Source organism: Ensifer sp. ENS10 (assembly GCF_014852025.1).
In the GTDB taxonomy this organism is placed as follows: Bacteria; Pseudomonadota; Alphaproteobacteria; order Rhizobiales; family Rhizobiaceae; genus Ensifer.
The window spans coordinates 373,926-389,884 of the sequence record NZ_JACVAS010000003.1; the positions used below are offsets into that span (position 1 = coordinate 373,926).

The 15,959-nt window shown below is 58.4% G+C and carries 14 protein-coding genes; 2 read left to right on the top strand and 12 right to left on the bottom strand.

Going from position 1 to position 15,959, the window contains the following annotated elements; genetic code table 11:
* Window positions 1-85: 85 nt before the first annotated feature.
* The 7 genes from IB265_RS14925 to IB265_RS14955 form a co-directional block, all read right to left on the bottom strand.
* Window positions 86-628, bottom strand: coding sequence for a DUF2877 domain-containing protein (locus IB265_RS14925; RefSeq protein ID WP_192371143.1), 543 nt, complete (start codon window positions 626-628; stop codon window positions 86-88).
* 332 nt (window positions 629-960) lie between these two features.
* Window positions 961-2,388: a DUF1116 domain-containing protein gene (locus tag IB265_RS14930; RefSeq protein WP_192371142.1), complete on the bottom strand. Its 1,428-nt coding sequence runs from the start codon at window positions 2,386-2,388 to the stop codon at window positions 961-963.
* 198 nt (window positions 2,389-2,586) lie between these two features.
* Window positions 2,587-3,075: an MSMEG_0572/Sll0783 family nitrogen starvation response protein gene (locus IB265_RS14935; RefSeq protein WP_192371141.1), complete on the bottom strand. Its 489-nt coding sequence runs from the start codon at window positions 3,073-3,075 to the stop codon at window positions 2,587-2,589.
* 65 nt (window positions 3,076-3,140) lie between these two features.
* Entirely contained in the window at window positions 3,141-3,419 is a 279-nt protein-coding gene (locus IB265_RS14940; RefSeq protein ID WP_192371140.1) for a hypothetical protein, read from the bottom strand.
* 1 nt (window position 3,420) lies between these two features.
* Window positions 3,421-4,752 (bottom strand): FAD-dependent oxidoreductase, encoded by a 1,332-nt coding sequence (locus IB265_RS37575; RefSeq protein WP_192371139.1) that lies wholly within the window; start codon window positions 4,750-4,752, stop codon window positions 3,421-3,423.
* Window positions 4,753-5,095: 343 nt separating this feature from the next.
* Window positions 5,096-6,271, bottom strand: a complete 1,176-nt coding sequence (locus tag IB265_RS14950; protein ID WP_192494868.1) for an MSMEG_0565 family glycosyltransferase — start codon at window positions 6,269-6,271, stop codon at window positions 5,096-5,098.
* Window positions 6,272-6,288: 17 nt separating this feature from the next.
* A complete protein-coding gene (locus IB265_RS14955) occupies window positions 6,289-7,878 on the bottom strand; it encodes a protein FdrA (RefSeq protein ID WP_192371137.1) in 1,590 nt (529 codons plus the stop codon).
* A gap of 365 nt (window positions 7,879-8,243) precedes the next feature.
* Between IB265_RS14955 and IB265_RS14960 the strand changes: the two genes are divergently transcribed.
* Entirely contained in the window at window positions 8,244-8,927 is a 684-nt protein-coding gene (locus IB265_RS14960; protein ID WP_192371136.1) for a hypothetical protein, read from the top strand.
* Between the two features lie 174 nt (window positions 8,928-9,101).
* The gene (locus IB265_RS14965; protein WP_192371135.1) at window positions 9,102-9,746 is read left to right on the top strand and encodes a cupin domain-containing protein; all 645 of its coding nucleotides are present in this window, start codon (window positions 9,102-9,104) and stop codon (window positions 9,744-9,746) included.
* Between the two features lie 57 nt (window positions 9,747-9,803).
* Here the strand turns inward: IB265_RS14965 and IB265_RS14970 are convergent, their stop codons facing one another.
* The 5 genes from IB265_RS14970 to IB265_RS14990 form a co-directional block, all read right to left on the bottom strand.
* On the bottom strand, window positions 9,804-11,255 hold the full coding sequence (locus IB265_RS14970) for an argininosuccinate lyase (protein WP_210334500.1): 1,452 nt from the start codon (window positions 11,253-11,255) through the stop codon (window positions 9,804-9,806).
* 82 nt (window positions 11,256-11,337) lie between these two features.
* A complete protein-coding gene (locus tag IB265_RS37770) occupies window positions 11,338-12,348 on the bottom strand; it encodes a pyridoxal-phosphate dependent enzyme (RefSeq protein WP_192371134.1) in 1,011 nt (336 codons plus the stop codon).
* A complete protein-coding gene (locus IB265_RS14980) occupies window positions 12,345-13,676 on the bottom strand; it encodes an adenylosuccinate lyase family protein (RefSeq protein ID WP_210334501.1) in 1,332 nt (443 codons plus the stop codon). The genes IB265_RS37770 and IB265_RS14980 overlap by 4 nt, the downstream gene beginning before the upstream one ends.
* Window positions 13,673-14,605 (bottom strand): hypothetical protein, encoded by a 933-nt coding sequence (locus IB265_RS14985; RefSeq protein ID WP_192494869.1) that lies wholly within the window; start codon window positions 14,603-14,605, stop codon window positions 13,673-13,675. Before IB265_RS14985 ends, IB265_RS14980 begins: the two co-directional genes overlap by 4 nt.
* Window positions 14,574-15,389, bottom strand: a complete 816-nt coding sequence (locus IB265_RS14990; protein ID WP_192371131.1) for a phosphosulfolactate synthase — start codon at window positions 15,387-15,389, stop codon at window positions 14,574-14,576. The genes IB265_RS14985 and IB265_RS14990 overlap by 32 nt, the downstream gene beginning before the upstream one ends.
* Window positions 15,390-15,959 lie beyond the last annotated feature (570 nt).

The window sequence follows — 15,959 nt, forward strand, 5'->3', positions numbered from 1 at the left end:
GGCCGCCATAATCTCTGCTACGAAATTTGCAAAATCCCTCGATGTCAAAGGGCGCTCGTCGTACCGTGGCATCTCGGTTCCCCTTTTACCTTGCGAACTCCAGGATGGTGAGATCGGGCTGTGAGATCGTCGGGAAAGGCAAAGGCGAGCCATTTATACGTAGCCACGCGACGGCCGCCAAGCGAAGACCGGTCAACATCGCTCCCCCCGAGGAGCTCCCGATGGATCGAACGACTGACGTAAGTCGCTCGAAATCAGCGCGGCTTGATCCTGCGGGCGTATTAGCACTTGAAAGGCCGGCGGCGCATTCAACGAGTGCATGGATCGGCTTAATGCTCTGCCCCCGGGCCGCCCAGGACAGAAAGCTGCGGCTCAGGTCGCATGTATCGGCTATTGCCGCCACCTGCGCAGGCATTTCGCTGCGAGGGTCTGCCCAGTGCCAGAAGAGCAGAATTCCGGCCAGTACGTCGTCGCCTGATGGTGTAAGTCCCGCTCCAAGGCCTTGCAGCAGTATTCTTGCTTTATGAAGGTTCGAGGAAATAACCGCTTCGACCACGTCGTGCCAGATATGAGTAAGATCGTGCGGGGGAACATCCAGGCTATCGGCTTCGGCGAGTGTCCGGGCCATCGCGACAAAATCCGATCTCGTGTACCGGGTGGGCCGGTATGCTTCGGCGTCTGACAATCGGAAGGCGGATGTTGCGGTCACGATGAGATCGCGTGAGAAATGCACGCTAGACCGCTCCGGGGGCGCCGGTGGAGCCTCCTCAACAACTACATGGATGGGCCCCGGGGGTAGCTGCGGTCCTCCAAATGCGAGGAAAAGTTTTCCGAGGCGGACATAGAAGCCGCAAGAGAAATTTCCTGCGACTATTCCCTTGCGGCTCTCCCCCCAAGCAACTGTAAAAACCTCGGTTAGCCCTTCACCAATGCTTATAGCGGACAAGACCGGTCGTTGGGTCACACGATCCTCGCGTCGAGTTCGAGCAAGGCGTCGGTAAAGCATTTCAAGGGTGCCCAGGCGACGCCCGCTCCGATCTGTCCAACGCCGTCAGTCGCATGAATGATGCCGGTACTGACGCCAGGCGTGATCGAGAATTCGACGACCCGGCGGACATCGACACCAACCGGGGTTCCCGCATTTTCGAGAAATGGCATCCGGAATCGTGTGCTTTCGCCAGCGCAGATGCGGCGCATGCGTTCCGTTGCGCTTCTTGCGTCAGCCATTCGCCCACCGAGAATGGCTGCGACCGCCGGAGAGTTCGCCGCGGCTGCGCCACCTAGCCCAACAAGCTCGAGAACCGCGCTGTCGCCTATGTCTCGAGCACTGACTTCCGGACCGAAGCCCGGATAGTAGAGGGCATCTTGGACCGACGGCGCACTGGCGAGAAACCACCGATCGCTTACACCTGCCAAGCGGATGCCGTACGATGTGCCGTTCCTTGCCATTGTCGTCACGATACTAGCGTTTTGCACCGTGGCCGCAGCATCGACGAGCGACTTCGCGGCCGCCATCGCGACGTTAAGAAACATCATATGGTTTCGGCTTAAAAACTCCGCGACGTCTGCTAGCCGGCCATGCTGACTCTGCACAAGAAACGGCAGAAGCTCCTTGAGAAGCAAATTGGTCGTGGCTTGCACCCGCAGATGGACGTCGTCTCCCATCAACACCCCTTGCGCAACGAGCGAGAGAATGTCGATGGGTCCGCTTCGCCGCAGTGTCTCCGCAAGTATTGGACCGATCGTGTCACGAATGAACGCAAGGCGCTCGACCGCCGCTGCGCTGTTGACTCCGAACCATTGGACCGCCCCAGCGCCCTGGTTGATGCTCGAGTAGGCTCGGGTGCTGCCGATATCATTTTCAACCACGTAGACGGGCGTGGAGGGACCGATCACGGTCGCCATCGGCAAAACAACGGAATGCTCGTTTGCTGGTTTCAATTCCACTGAGTCGGCTGCCAGCAGGCAAGCCGCGTCTTCGGCATTTTGCGCCCACCCCTCAACCACCACAGCCGCCGTCAAAGACCGGCGAAGAGGATCGCACATCTCCGACCACCTAATCGCCGGACCGCAGTGAAGGAGCGTCCGTTCGCTCATCTCAGGAATCACCGCGCCGGCTCGCTCTATAGCCCGAAGCATCGGTCGGCCACGGTTGAGCCTCGATAAAACCTCCGCGTTCGCGGTTTCGATCAGTTTGGACTTAGGCCCCCACAACCGTGCGAGTGCCGCAACGACGGACTCTTTCCCGCGGCCCGGGATCCGCCATTCAGTTCCTACGACAGCTACCGACTGGGCTTTTAGGGAGTCTTCGAACAGGGGTAGGCCCACATTGATGACGTCCGCGCGCTTAGGAAGCTGAACGAATACACCAGCTCCAACGGGCGTCATTGTTCCGATCTCCTATGTGCCAAGCTGCACCCTTTACTACTTGTCCCACGTGCCCGTCGAACCATCTAGCAGCTACCCCGAGGGAGCGACACACGAGACTTCATCACGAGCATCGTCTGAATATTCCCGCCAAACAGAAATGCAGCAACCTATCAAGAATTGCTGCATTTCTCCGAAAGGGCAGGTTCAGTCCAATTCTTATATTGTCCAAGTCGTCATGACGAGCGCACGATCCCGCCATGCTTGGATCGTCAGATCCAGGATATCGAGCGGATTCACTGGAATGACTCCCGGAATAAGGTCATCCTCACGCATGCCGTAGAGCGCCCCCATGGCGAAACGGCACGAGTAAATCTTAGCACCCTCGTCCATGAGCGTTTTGAGCTGTCGATTGTACGCGAGATTCCCTGGGAACCCCTCTGCGCCGACCGCCGGGTAACCGCGCGCCGCAGACGCCATGAGAACGCCAGGACCATAGAGAACGAAGGACAGATCAAAGCCCTTTCGCTGCAGTCGAGTTGCAGTCAGCATGTTCACGAGGCCAACAGACCCTTCGAACGGCACGGTGTGCATAAAAATGTATGCCTTGTCTCCCGGATTCGCCTTGTGATCCGGGAACACCTTCTCTTCCGTGTTGAAAAGGATGTCACCGGCCTGAGGCGCGGGAATCGTTACTGTTTTTGGCATTACTTCTCCTCCGTTATATGTCTTGCATCCAGCGCAATGATCGCATCACGCTCGGAAGGCTGGGATTACGAGTTGGAAATAGGGAAGTCGTGGGCTCGACGTGGGCGGTCGGCCTGTTTCGGCCAAACGCGACGATGGCTTCCGGGCAGAGCGCGGAAAACGGCACGCCGGAGACCGTCGGGCATGACGAAGTAAATCGGCACGAAAACATAGCGCCAAAAATAATCTTTGAGGCCTCGCGGCTTTACGCGCAGCTTCATACCCTGTTTTTTTGCCACTCTCTCCTGCGCAGCGGCGAGGAGATAACGTTCCGAGTTGGAACGGAGCCATTGCACGAAGGACATGTCAGTACCTCCGGAAATTCTGCTGAACTGCCTGGGCAGCCATCGCAATAGGTTCGTTCAAGGCGCCGATCGCAGGCGAATACACGTTCTCCATCGAGGCGAGATCATCGATCGAGATCCCCGAGCGGATAGCCACGCCGAGGAAATCTGCACGCTCTTTCACACCCTCTCCTCCGACGATTTGCGCCCCAATGAGGCAACGAGAGGTCGGGTCAGCGAGTAGCTTGACTGTGATTGGTCTTACGCCGGGGTAGTAGCGCGCTCGTGTGATACCCTTTGACGTGCCGCTCACGAACTTTACCCCGAGGGCTGTCGCAGTCGTTTCACCAAAGGAAATGCCTCCAATCATCCAGTCTCCCGCGAGCATCGCCCATGGTACGTACACGGGGTGATACTCGCGATGACCTCCGGCCGCATTGATGCCTGCGGTCTTGCCCTGTGCGTACGCATGACTTCCCGAAAGGCCCTGCAGTGGAACCTGCGTCACGCCGTGTGGTATCTCGATGCAGTCTCCGGCGGCGAAAACGTCCGGAACCGAGGTGCGCATGCGCGCGTCGACCGCGATGCCGCCGGTAGCGCCAAGCGCCAAACCTGCAGCCTTAGCGAGAGAAGTGTTCGGCACCTTCCTCGTGCCGATAATGGCGAGCTGCGCCTCGATCCTACCCGCGGTAGTTTCGACATGCGTAAGCGTTCCGTTGCCGCCGAACGAGGTTACGCGGTCGCCCCACATCGTCGTGACGCCGCTATCCTCCCACGATTTCCGAACGGGCTCGATAATGTCAGGGTCGACAACGTTCGCCATTGGCCACGGCGCCGGATCGACGACGGTCACCTTAATGCCGCGATGCGTGAGGGCGGACACCATCTCTACGGCTATTGGTCCGCACTCCACGACGACAGCGGATTTGACGCCGTCGATATACTTGTCCCACTCGGCGGCCTCGCGAATATTCTTAACGCGGTAGATGCCGCGGAGGTCGCCGCCAGGTAGACCGGGATCCTCATAGTTCCAGCCAGTCGCAAAAATCAGGCGATCGTATTTGACCTCACCTTCGCCCGCCACCTTGAGGATACGGCGCTTTACGTCAACACTGTCCACCGTAGTTGTGTAGTGGATATCGATGCCTTGGTCCGCGTATTGCTGCTTTGTCGCAAGGAACAGTCGGTCGAAGGACTCGATTTCCTTTCCGTGAACGAATGGAATTCCGCAGGGGCTGTAAGCGACATCTTCGAATTTCGTATAGCTGACGATTTTCGCCAAGGGATCCACGCCCTGCGCGGCACCGGCTGCTCCTAAGCCAGCTGCGCCTCCTCCAATGACAACAATTTTCACACCGTCACCCTCCCTGTTGCATATCGTATAGGAAATGAATTTATCGGAAAGTAGATGGCTTTCTTCATCCCGTCAAGGCGTGTGAAGCTGTGTTTCTGCGACCATCGCGGGAAGTAGGCGTGGCTCCGAAGTCGAGTGAATCCTGGACGCATTCCGCTTATTTGCAGCGCAAGCCAAGAAGGGCTGCGACCGGCGGCGGTGCGGCACTAATGGGATGGGAATGAGCTTTCGCACCGCGCCGCAGCGCCGTGCGAATTACGGCATCGCCATTTCGCGGGCGGGGAAGAGTGGGCATCCAGCAGAGGAGCGAACCCACAATTCCCCGTCGTCGCGGTGTGGCGAATTACACGCGGATAACTTCGTTGTAGATACGGATATGCTCGTCGGCAGTAGCCTTCCAGCTGAAATCGGCCACCAGGTGGTGTCCGTTCTGCGCAAGACGGATCGCGGTCTCCGGTTCATCCAGCAGGCGAGCCATTCCCGAGGCAAGCGAGTCTACGTTTCCGGTCGATGTCAGAATGGCGTGCTGGTCGGCAACCAGGAACTCGCGAAAGACGTCGATGTCCGACGCTACGACCGGCAAGCCGGCCGCGGCAGCCTCCATAATCACCAAGCCCCAGCCTTCCTTCGTTGATGGAAAGACAAAGCCGTCGGCAGCCGCAAGCCAGTCAACCAATTCCGTTTGCGAAACAGTGTTTAGAAGGACGACATCCTTACCCAACTCCAGTCCCATCTCGGGGAGCGACCCCAAAACCCGATCACGATAATCGCGATAATCTTGGAAGGAGTGCCCGCCGATTACCGCAAGGAGGGGCGGCTTCGGTCTTTCGGCTTTGAGTTTGGCCATGGCCTTCATCAGATATTCGCTGCCTTTGCGTGGCTCGATACCGCCGATAGTGAGATACAGAAAGCGGTTTTCCGAGCCAATGCTGCGGCGCAACTCGGCACGGCGCTCAGCTGTCAGCGTCGTCCTGAAGCGCTCGGGCTTGACCCCGTTGTAGACGATCGACGCCGTAACGCCGTACTCGTCGAGCAGGCGGTCCTGCCAAGACTTGCTAACTACGAGTGCACGATCCGGTTCCAAAATCGCGTTTCGCTGACAATCTATCAGCGCTTGGGTGGTAAAATCGTCCACATGGTGGACGGTCCGTACGAGTTTAAAGGGCGCTCCCGCGTCCCTGACTCGGGCCGCGGCACGAGCCGAAATGCAATCTTGGCTGTGAACGATGTCAAATTCATCTCGCATTTCATGCAGACCGGAGGTCATCGCGTCGATCCAATTGAATACCCGCTCTTCCAATGTCTCGAACTGACCCGGCGGAGCAATCATCCTCACGGGAACGCTGACTTCTCTGAACAGCGCCCCTGGTTCACCCATAGCTATCACCGTCACCGCCATGCCTGCGGATTGCAGTGCCTCCGCCAACTCCAGCGTATGAACCACCCCACCCCGGGGTTTGGTGGAGTAGGTCGTGAGCGCGATACGAGGCGAACGGCCGGATAAGGAAGGATTTGACATCATGGTATTCAACCGAGTTAGAGGGAGGGAAGTAATGTGGCGCCGGTCTGCTGCGAAACGATGTCGGAAGGTAGACGCATTTGAGGTAGGACAACCGTCGGGTCCCGCAGCACGATGGCCGCTCCGGCAAGCGCTGCGTGCGCGGCGCTTACCGCGACGATGCAGCCGACATCTTGAAAGCGCTGGCGTTGCGTCAGGAGATCCTGGGGATCCCTCGCAGTCCCAACCAGATGGACGACAATTGCAGCGCCGGAGCGCACTACCCGATCGGCGGCAGGCGCTAGCACCCCCGCGGGATCGGGGTGCGCGCCATCGCCCAGTATGACATCAAGCAATATTACTGCGACAGTAGGATCGCTGGCCTGACGCTCAAGAAGATCCAACCGAGCTGCTGCATCTATCACCGGATGAGGACTCCCCTTCGTATATTCCTCTTCGCCGAGATCGATGCAGACATGTGAGCCGAGACCTGCTTCTTTCAAGGACCAGCGCGTATCGATTGGGATATTCGAATGGATGGGACCGAGGAGCCGGGAGGCTACGATCATGGCCTCGTAGCACAGAGTACCGCCGCTGAAGAGCCCGACAAGCCGGGTTCGGGTTGCCGTGAGTTTCGCGACTGCCGCGACAAGGGCGTCAAGAAACGACGCTTCAGCATCCGGGCGCGCTTTACCCAGGATGCGCAACATTTCCACCGCGCCCGCTTCCAAGGTATCACATATGGTGACACCCTGCCTGTGCGGCGCTACTGGGCGCTCCGAGCCTATCAAGGCGGCTACCATCGGCTTTCCCGGTATCTGCAAAAGCCGCTGGGCGACTTCCCTGGCACCAGGTTTCGACACAAGCAGAATCGCCCGAGTGCCATCATCGGCGTCAAGAGCGCGAAGAGCAGCCTCTGTTCCCAGCCCACCAACTTCGGTGGACATATCTCGTCCCCCAACGCCGATGATGTGAGAGATGCCGACGCCGCACCGATCAAGGAGGGTCGCCACCTCTTGAGCGCCCGTACCGGATGCCGCGACAATCCCGACAGGCCCTTGTGATAGGCGATTGGCAAATCCGAGGCCGGCTCCCGCAAGCAGCGCGGTACCCGCTCCTGGTCCCATCATAAGGCGCCCCACTTCTGCCGCACGGCGCTTTAATGCGATCTCATCGGCGACAGGAACGTTGTCGCTAAACAGGAATACATGAAGGCCTGCGCTCAAGGCCTTCTCGGCCTCAAGCGTCGCGTACTCCCCGGGCACAGAGATCACCGCAAGGTTGGCTGTGGGGCGCGCTGCTCGCGCTGAAAGAATATCGGTCGGCAGCTCGGAATTTACGCAGTCCTGTTGGTCGCTTGCGCTGAACAGGAGAGCTGTGGCCTTTTCCAAAGCTTCGTCCGCGGCCGCCTCGCTATGCGCGCAAACCGCGAGGATGAGGTCGTTTGCAGTCGAACGAGAGACTTCAATGAGAAACCCGCGGGTGGTTAATGACGCCGTGTTGGCCGCCGTCGCCATGATCGCGGTGGCCCAAGAAACCCCCTCATGTTCCCGCATCGCTCGGGCTGCCTCAAGGAGGCGGACGCTATCCTTGTATACATCACTACGAAGGACGTGGCGGCGGATCATCCCAGATCCTGACCTGTGCGCAGCGTTACTGGTGCGTCAGCGTGGCTTGTGCGCTGAAAATACCGAACTTCTGTCGCAAAGGACCTGCAGGGAGACCTTTCCCAACACGCTCCCCCAGAAATGACAATCAAGTTCACGTGCATCGGCTCACCCTAAGCTGTGATCTGCTTCGATCACTGATACCTGCAGCGGCATTCCCGAGTTCGGCCGAGATTCATCTGTGGGCCGTCGCCGCCAGATCGAATGAACCAGGCCGTAGCTTGCCCCCGCACATCCCTTGACCCGCCGAAATGCCGTGTCGTATAGTGATTGTAAATTTCTTATGCGGCAAATGATCCGCTTGTCAATCAATGGAAAGCGCGCAAATGCAAACATCGACAGATGGAATTAAAAACTCGGCTGTCGAACGGCAAAAGCCCCTGGTCCCATTGTGCGCCCGGTGGGCGGAACTGGAACGCCAACTCTACGAAGGAGCGCTTTCGGATGCTGCTCGCTACGAACACCTTTTGACGACGGTTCGTGGCTTCGCGGCTAACTTGGGGAAGATAGAATCGCTTGAAGGACTTGCGGCTGCATGGCCCGAAGCACTCCGCGACGGAGTCGGTATGCCCACGGCAAATCAGGACCCCTCCTACCGTGAGGAGAAAGTGCTTGGCGCTGCTTTTTCCATCCGCGCCCGCGAGATCAATCGTCTCGAAGCCGGCCGCTTGGTACGCCAACGAGTCCTGCAAGCACGAAAAACTCAGTGCACGTGGGTCATACTTGATGAGGCTGGCGATCCAACTTCGGGCCTTAATTCGCCATATCGAAGCACCGAAATGCACCTTGTTAGTGGATGGGCGGTTGTTTCGATGACTCAGCCCGACGGGCTGAACGGGACACCGATTTACGTCGTTACTATCGTGAAAGTCGATGCCACAACAGGCGAGATAGAGGACCTGCCCGAAGTTGACGAGTGGAAGGAATTTCACTCACAAGAAGAATTTCTTGCTTGTAAGCTGGAGATGCGCAAGCGCATTGAGGCGTTGTCAGACTCGGCTAGTTCTTAACTTAGCCACGCGGTCGAAAGAATTTCATGCAGTTCTCGCGTCTAATGCTCTGCAGCCGTTCCAATTTTTCGCTCGTCTTTCTTTGCGTGTCCTTTTCACGTAAATCAGTTCGCAAAGAGCCACCATTCGAAGTGTTCTTGAATGGACAATCGACGTCACGCAGGGGAGTAAGGGTTGGCTAAGCAGACGAAGAAGGCACCGGAGCTGAAACCAGACATGGTTGCTTCAACCGGCAGGGGCGCTCCGCAGCGTGTAGAGGCGATCGTCAGCTTGGTCGGCGAGAAAGTTGCAAACCTCCGGCGGGCGAGAGGGATGTCTCTACAGCAACTGGCAGAGATCAGCGATGTCTCTGCGGGAGCCATCCATAAAATTGAGCGTAGCGGCATGGCGCCCACGATCACGACGTTGCTCAAGCTTGCAACGGCGTTTGGCGTGTCCGTTGGGTACTTCGTCGAGGAGGACGAGGGCGCACCCGAACCAGTCCATTACACTGCCGCGGAGAAGGGGCGCCCCGTATACACACCTCATAAGGGGCTCAGCCTGTCGGCTATCACCGGCTCATATAAGCAGTTTCGCACAGCAGCGGCGGTCGCCCGCATGGCGCCGGGAGCCACGAGTGGAGAAAAAGTTCTAAAACACACGGGCGAAGAACTGGTATACGTCACGGTCGGCGAAGTTCTATTCCGCGTGAACGGCCGGGAATACATATTGGCGGCCGGCGATACTCTGCAGTTTAGCGGCACACTGCCCCACCATTGGGAAAATCGGACCGACACTGCCGCCGAACTCATTTGGGTAGCGTTCCGCGACAGCGATTAAGGAACGTGGCAGAGTTCGACCACGCTCCTGGATGGCGTCCCACACGCTAGGATGTTTTTAACGTCGCTTAGCCGCGCGTACCCCTTCCGCTCTCTCCCACAGTTTGTGTTCGGCGTCATCGAAGCGCGCCAATTCACGAGCGGCATGAGAGGCCAAAATTGTGGCTTCTTCGCCGTAACGTTCGGCCATCGCGGTCACGACGGAGGGTGCGGCCCCCCCTGCGGACGAGCGGCTCGCCACAATGTTCCTGGGATTAAGCGCGTCAGCAAGTTTGTTCGCGTCAAGTGAAAGGTTCAATCCCGCTACTCTCTGGGCGGACGTTGAAATCGCGGCAGGATCTATGTCGACACCTCGTTGGCCATTCTTACTCGCAGTTTTCACCACGTCGCCGACGATCCTGTAGGCGGTCCGATAATCGATACCGCATTCCAGCATAATGTGTTCCGCTAGGTCGGTCGCCTGGCTGAATCCGCTTTCCAGCATCGTCCACAAGCGGCCTTCGTTGACCGCGAGCGTTTCTACGACGCCAGCGGCAAGATCGCTGAGCTTTCGAGCATAGCTCAAAGCACGGGGGACTTCTCCGTACGCGAATATCAGATTGTCGCTCCGCGCCGACGGAGTTTTCACGACCGCCAAAAGTCCAGTCAGTCTACCCACGAGAACCCCATTGCCACCGCGTAGGATGGTCAAGGCATAGGGATTCCGTTTCTGCGGCATAAGTACCGATGATCGCGTAAACGGGCCCGCGAGGTCAACGTAGTTGAACTCCTGGCTCGACCAAATCTCGAGGTCTTCAGCGAGTTTGGACTGATTGGAGATCAGGCTCACGCCTGTCGATAGCGCATCAACGAACGTATCGACCTGCCACATCGCGTCGCGTGTGTGCTCTATGACTCCTTCGAAACCTAACAAGTCAGAAATGTAATTGCGATCCTGTAGGAGACGGCTCCCGTTAACGCAACCGGCGCCGCCTGGACTCTGGTTCACCTGGGCGAGAGCTACTTTCAGTCGCTCGGCATCACGCAACGCCGACGGGACGAAACCGAGGAGGTAGTGACCTAGTGTTGAAGGTTGAGCTTGTTGAAGATAGGTCTGGTCGGCCATGAACGTTTCGCGGTGTTTAACGGCCATATTACATGTTTTGCTGGCGAAACCCGCCGCCGATGCAAGCAATTCGGCGATCAACCGCCTCAAAACTATGCGAAACGCGACTCTTGCAGCCTCCCGGCGCGGCCGCCCGGCATGAAGCCAGCCAGCAGCGTCGCCGATCCGCGCGGCGAAATACCGCTCTCTCGAATTGTATGCTTCTCCGAACTCCGGATCGTAGGGAAAGTCGGCCGGGTCGGTCCAATGCATATCGGCGAGCACACCAAGCAGCTGGCCAGCGACATCGTCGGATATAATCTTGCGATAATGGAGATCGAGAACATGACCCACGTCGGCCAAGTTCAAGCCATGGTGAAGGATATCGGCGTCGGCGATTTCCCAACCAAAGCCGGCATCGATCAATTCCCGCGCCGGACTGTCGGCCGAAGGGCCCTCGTGGCGACGGTGAAGGTCGGAACGGTGCAATGTCAAAGTCACTTCCTTTTCAAGGCTGCAGACGCCGTTGTTTGGCCGCAGCTTTTCGCAGTTGATCGGCTACGCCCAAGGCTCCGCCTGTGTGCCAGTAAACAACCGGACCATCCGGCTTTACGGGCGACCGCCGGAGCCAAAGCATGGCTTTGCCGTTATAGGTCGGGTCTACAAGAAGTCCGGTGCGCAGCATCAGAGCATCCATCTGGGTTGCCTCGTGCTCGTCGTGGCAGGCGAACCCCACTCCCCGGCCATCAGTTAAACTCCAGCGGCATGATACGGACCGCAGTTTAGGCAGCCCTGCGCCGCACGCCTCGGCTTTCGCAGCTATTGAATCTCGGAGATTCTCTGGCGACCGTGATACGCTAACGCCGACTACCTCGACATCGATCGCGCGAGTGAGATGAATTGGCGCGAACTGATAAGTCAATCCAGCCAACAACCCCGCGATGCTACCTCCCGAACCGACTGGAATTACGATCGTAACGGCGTCGCAACCGACCTGATCGAGTTGGCAGAGAAATTCCCCGGCCGCGTGCGCGTAGCCAAGGGCACCTACAGTCGTAGCTCCCCCGCGAGGCACAAGGTACGGCCTACGCCGCGCCCCTCTAAGCGCTTGGGCGTGCTTTTCTGCGACTTCCTCCATGCTGGCGCGCTCCAGCGAACCAGTAAAGTGGAGTGTGGCACCGGCGGCTCGTCCAACGGCCAAAGCTGTCGGATCTGTTTCCGGCGGCGTACCGTAGCTCACCTGGTGCATCTGGATATCATGCTTCGCGCAGGCGACAGCCATAAGCGCGGCAAAATTGGAGGTGGGTCCGCCAGATACTATAACCGTATCCGCAGCCTGGACGATGGCATCTCCAAGGAGATATTCTATGGTACGGACCTTGTTCCCGCTCCACGAGAAGCCTGTGAGGTCGTCCCGCTTGATCCACAAGTCCGCCACCCCGAGCTGCGAACCCAAAACAGGGCACGGCGTAAATGGCGTTGGGAATGTCCCAAGCTCGAGTCGAGCAGCTCCAATCATTGCCAAGTCTCCGGCTCGAATGATCTTCTACGCCGGGCACACTCAACGACCGTATCAACCATTTTTGCTGACGATCCGAGTTTTACGCTGGAAAGCAGAGCGAGCTCTTCTTTGCTCGCTTTCTCCGCAAGCACGGAGTGAAGCGAGACGCCATTTTCTTTTGCTGCGAGAAAAGCCCGCTGCAACAACTCCTGGGCCTGATGCTTTCCTATGCGGGTTGCCATCACGCTGAGCAGATGTTCAGAGGCCGAAACCATCGCGAGATTCCGCGCCATGGCGGCAGCATCCACTTCAAGACCGGACAGCAGGGCCTTGGACAACGAGGCCGCCGACAACACATAGTGACCGAGTGCCGGAAATGCAGCCCACTCCACTTTCCATGTTCGCCCGTCGCGCTCGTGTTCGTGGACCATGGCGTCAGCAAGGACACCCGCCTGCGCGCGGGCGGCCTGCGCGAGAGTCACGATCTGCTCGCTACGTTCAGGATTTCGTTTATGCGGCATTGTGATGCTGCCGACGGTAGACGGAGATGCACGCTCGCGTAACTCGCCGATCTCTTGACGCTGCAATGTGTAAACCTCGTTCCCGATCCGCGCGAGGCTCGTCGCCGCGGTCGCAATGACATGCGCGAACTCCACGATGCGATCGCGGGCCGAGAGCCAGGAAATTGCAGGCTCGCCCAATGATAGTCGCTGGAAAAAGGCCGATCTCAACGCCAGCCCCAACTCATCGAAGAAGCCGAGCGTCCCCACAGCGCCCGCGAGTTGACCAACAAGCCAGCGGTCGCGCCCCTCGCTAAGGCGTTCAATATGGCGTCCGATCTCGTCCGCCCACGAAGCAGCTTTGAAGCCAAAGGAGATCGGAGATCCAATCTGGCCATGCGTCCGCCCGGCCATCGGAGTTTCCCGATGCTCACTGGCCAGCGCGAGCAGCATCTCCTCGATATGACGTAGATCTCGCCACAACAATGAGCCTACGGAACGGACTTCCAATGACTGGGAAGTGTCTGTGATGTCCTGTACGGTCGCACCGTAGTAGACATATTCCGCGGCAGTCGGTGGCAGGAGTTCACGCAAGGTCAGAATTAAGCCGAGGGTCGAATGACCGGTGCTGCGGGTTCGCTCTGCAATCTTTTCGATCGGCAGTTCCGTGCCGCGAAGCGCGGAGATATCCGCGGCTGCCGCCCGCGGGATGATTCCGCATTCCGCCTGGGCCTCCGCGAGGGCAATGATGACATCAAGCCAACGTTCGACGCGAGCTTGTTCGCCGAAAATTGCCTGGCTCTCGGGAGTCGACCAGAGGTGCCCAAAAATTCTCGAACTGATCATGTGCGCGTCCATGGTACGCCAACGCTCTCCACCACCCTTTCGATACCCTGGCGAACCTCTGCAAGTGAGGCACCCCACGGGACGTAAATCCCTTGTGGGCGCGTCTCCACGCCCTCCTGAATAAGACAGCAGCGTGTAATGGTCTGGGAGCCGTCACGCGACGTGCTCAGGAAATTTGTCGGGCAGATGTCCACCACGTTAGCTCGAGAGCCGTAGAACCAGCGGTGAATTTGCTGCGAGCGTTCACAGCCTAGTAATATCCAATCGGCCTCCGGCGGCCTTTCGTCCAGATAGGAGACCTTCGTGTCGGCGAACTCGATTCCCGAACCTCGGCACGGAACAAGCACATCCGACGGCAAGGAAGCGCACGCGCGTTCAAGCTCCCCTCGACTGTCGACGAAGGTTGGCACCGGCACGATGGGAGGGAGGTCTTCAGCCACAGCAAGCACACGCTGCACCTGGTCCAGCAACTTCGAGGGAAATGGAGGCACGATATCGAAGACGTGAAGCTGAAGCGGTTGCGGATTCAAAAGGAAGCTGACATGCGAGTAGGCCCCCTCGACGATTGTGCAGGGCGTCTCGGGCTGTTCCATGGCCACTAGCGCCATCTGGGAGGGCACTGCCGTATCGACCTCTGGAGCGACTACGTATCGGCACATGTCAGGTGTAGCTAGGACACGAACCCGTTCAACGTCAGAAAACAACGCTGAGCTATCCGGACGGGCGACCTCCACCAGTGCGGTATCTTGCCCGCGTCGTGCAACGATAAATCGGGTCCGCATATATGCTTCGCGGCCCGCAAAGTGCTGTTCGAGCCAGGAGGTATCCAGGCTTTCAACATCCGTGCTGATCGCCACCTGCCGGTAGCGGGTCGGCATGATATTGGCAGCGGACGGATCAAATTTGAAAATTGAAGCCGAGTTCGCCATTGGTGGCGATTGTTTCTGGGAGGATTGCGATGGTGTCGGCACGGAGCCCCCTCCGGAGGGTTTCGAGGCTCATAACCTCGTCGATCAAGATGTTGCCAAGACTAACTTCGGCACCGAATAGGCGTATGAGGAAGGCCTGTTGAGCCCGCTGTGGCGTTTCGTAAATCAACCGATCGGCATGCGGACTTCGCGTTAGTACGCTCAGCAAGTGGTGGCGGACTTTCCCGTCATCGTCATAGAGGCCGACGGTTCCACTTTCTCTTCCCTCGACGACGATCCATTCTGCCCCGGCAGCCACATCGGCGTCGATTTGCGATATCCATTCGGTGGGAAGCATTAGCTTGTCAGGATCCTTGCTTCCGACTTCTGACATCACTTCAAACCCAAAGCGACGGGCACGCGAAATCAGATCCTGCTTGGCTGAGGGAAGCATGTCCGTGACGCCATCCGAAACTTCCACACAGTCGAAACCCATGTCTCGTGCAAAGTGAAAGAATTCCTCAGTGCGTTGCTGCAGCCACGCGACCTCCAGCAATGTGCCACCGGTGCAGCATTTCACCCGTGCGGCCTGAAGAGCAGCAATTTTCGCACGCGCCGAGGGATCCACATAGGACGTTCCAAAACCGAACTTCCATACATCGATAATATCGGCGGCGGACGACAGAACGCCCTCCGTCATTTGAAGCGTGCAGCCCTTGTCGAGAACATGGGTAATCCCGCTCTTTCGCGGTTTCGCCGTGCGATGGGGCAGGTCCAGAAAGGTTGGTAATTCGCCGCTTGACATGAGTTGGACTCTCGTACCTCCGCAACTCGATTTCCCACTATAGTGTGAAACGTAATTACTATACGACACGCTGTCAACGACAAAGCGGCGAAGGTTGGCTTGCATTGGCAGCCCCGCGCCGCCGACGCAACAGCGCGACTCGGACGACCGTGTGCTGCAGCGTCGCGCCCGTCTTGCCGGGATCGACGTGCTTGAGGTCTGGGCGGGGTATTCCTCGACCATCGGAACCTCGCATACGAAGCCCCCGACGCCTGCGCGTCGGCCGCAGAGATAGCCAGACGTGGCATTGCTCGTCTGGCTGGAATAAAGGACGTCCTGCCGGCTCTCGAGGAAGGGTGCGTTTCCCGTCTATGGAAGAATGGGAAGGTGCCCGCCGAACTCGGTTCATGGCAGGAGGTTCATCGGACAATCAAAGCGGCGAAGATTGGCTACCGCCGCCCGCACCCCGACGTGCCGCTCGGCGCTCGGGGTTCCGATGTCCACGGGACGCACATGTTCTGTGGGCATGCGGTCGTCCGCCTTGGCAGGCGTCAGCGTCCGGGACTTCTGTTCCGGTTGGCGACGGCCAGG

What these genes read in the sequence shown, in the direction of transcription:
- IB265_RS14935 (WP_192371141.1), bottom strand. Translation starts at nt 3,075, where the DNA reads ATGCCAAAAACAGTAACGATTCCCGCGCCTCAGGCCGGTGACATCCTT.
- IB265_RS14990 (WP_192371131.1), bottom strand. Translation starts at nt 15,389, where the DNA reads ATGTCAAGCGGCGAATTACCAACCTTTCTGGACCTGCCCCATCGCACG.
- IB265_RS14955 (WP_192371137.1), bottom strand. Translation starts at nt 7,878, where the DNA reads ATGATCCGCCGCCACGTCCTTCGTAGTGATGTATACAAGGATAGCGTC.
- IB265_RS14925 (WP_192371143.1), bottom strand. Translation starts at nt 628, where the DNA reads ATGGCCCGGACACTCGCCGAAGCCGATAGCCTGGATGTTCCCCCGCAC.
- IB265_RS14985 (WP_192494869.1), bottom strand. Translation starts at nt 14,605, where the DNA reads ATGGCGAACTCGGCTTCAATTTTCAAATTTGATCCGTCCGCTGCCAAT.
- IB265_RS14960 (WP_192371136.1), top strand. Translation starts at nt 8,244, where the DNA reads ATGCAAACATCGACAGATGGAATTAAAAACTCGGCTGTCGAACGGCAA.
- IB265_RS14980 (WP_210334501.1), bottom strand. Translation starts at nt 13,676, where the DNA reads ATGATCAGTTCGAGAATTTTTGGGCACCTCTGGTCGACTCCCGAGAGC.
- IB265_RS14930 (WP_192371142.1), bottom strand. Translation starts at nt 2,388, where the DNA reads ATGACGCCCGTTGGAGCTGGTGTATTCGTTCAGCTTCCTAAGCGCGCG.
- IB265_RS14950 (WP_192494868.1), bottom strand. Translation starts at nt 6,271, where the DNA reads ATGTCAAATCCTTCCTTATCCGGCCGTTCGCCTCGTATCGCGCTCACG.
- IB265_RS37770 (WP_192371134.1), bottom strand. Translation starts at nt 12,348, where the DNA reads ATGATTGGAGCTGCTCGACTCGAGCTTGGGACATTCCCAACGCCATTT.
- IB265_RS14940 (WP_192371140.1), bottom strand. Translation starts at nt 3,419, where the DNA reads ATGTCCTTCGTGCAATGGCTCCGTTCCAACTCGGAACGTTATCTCCTC.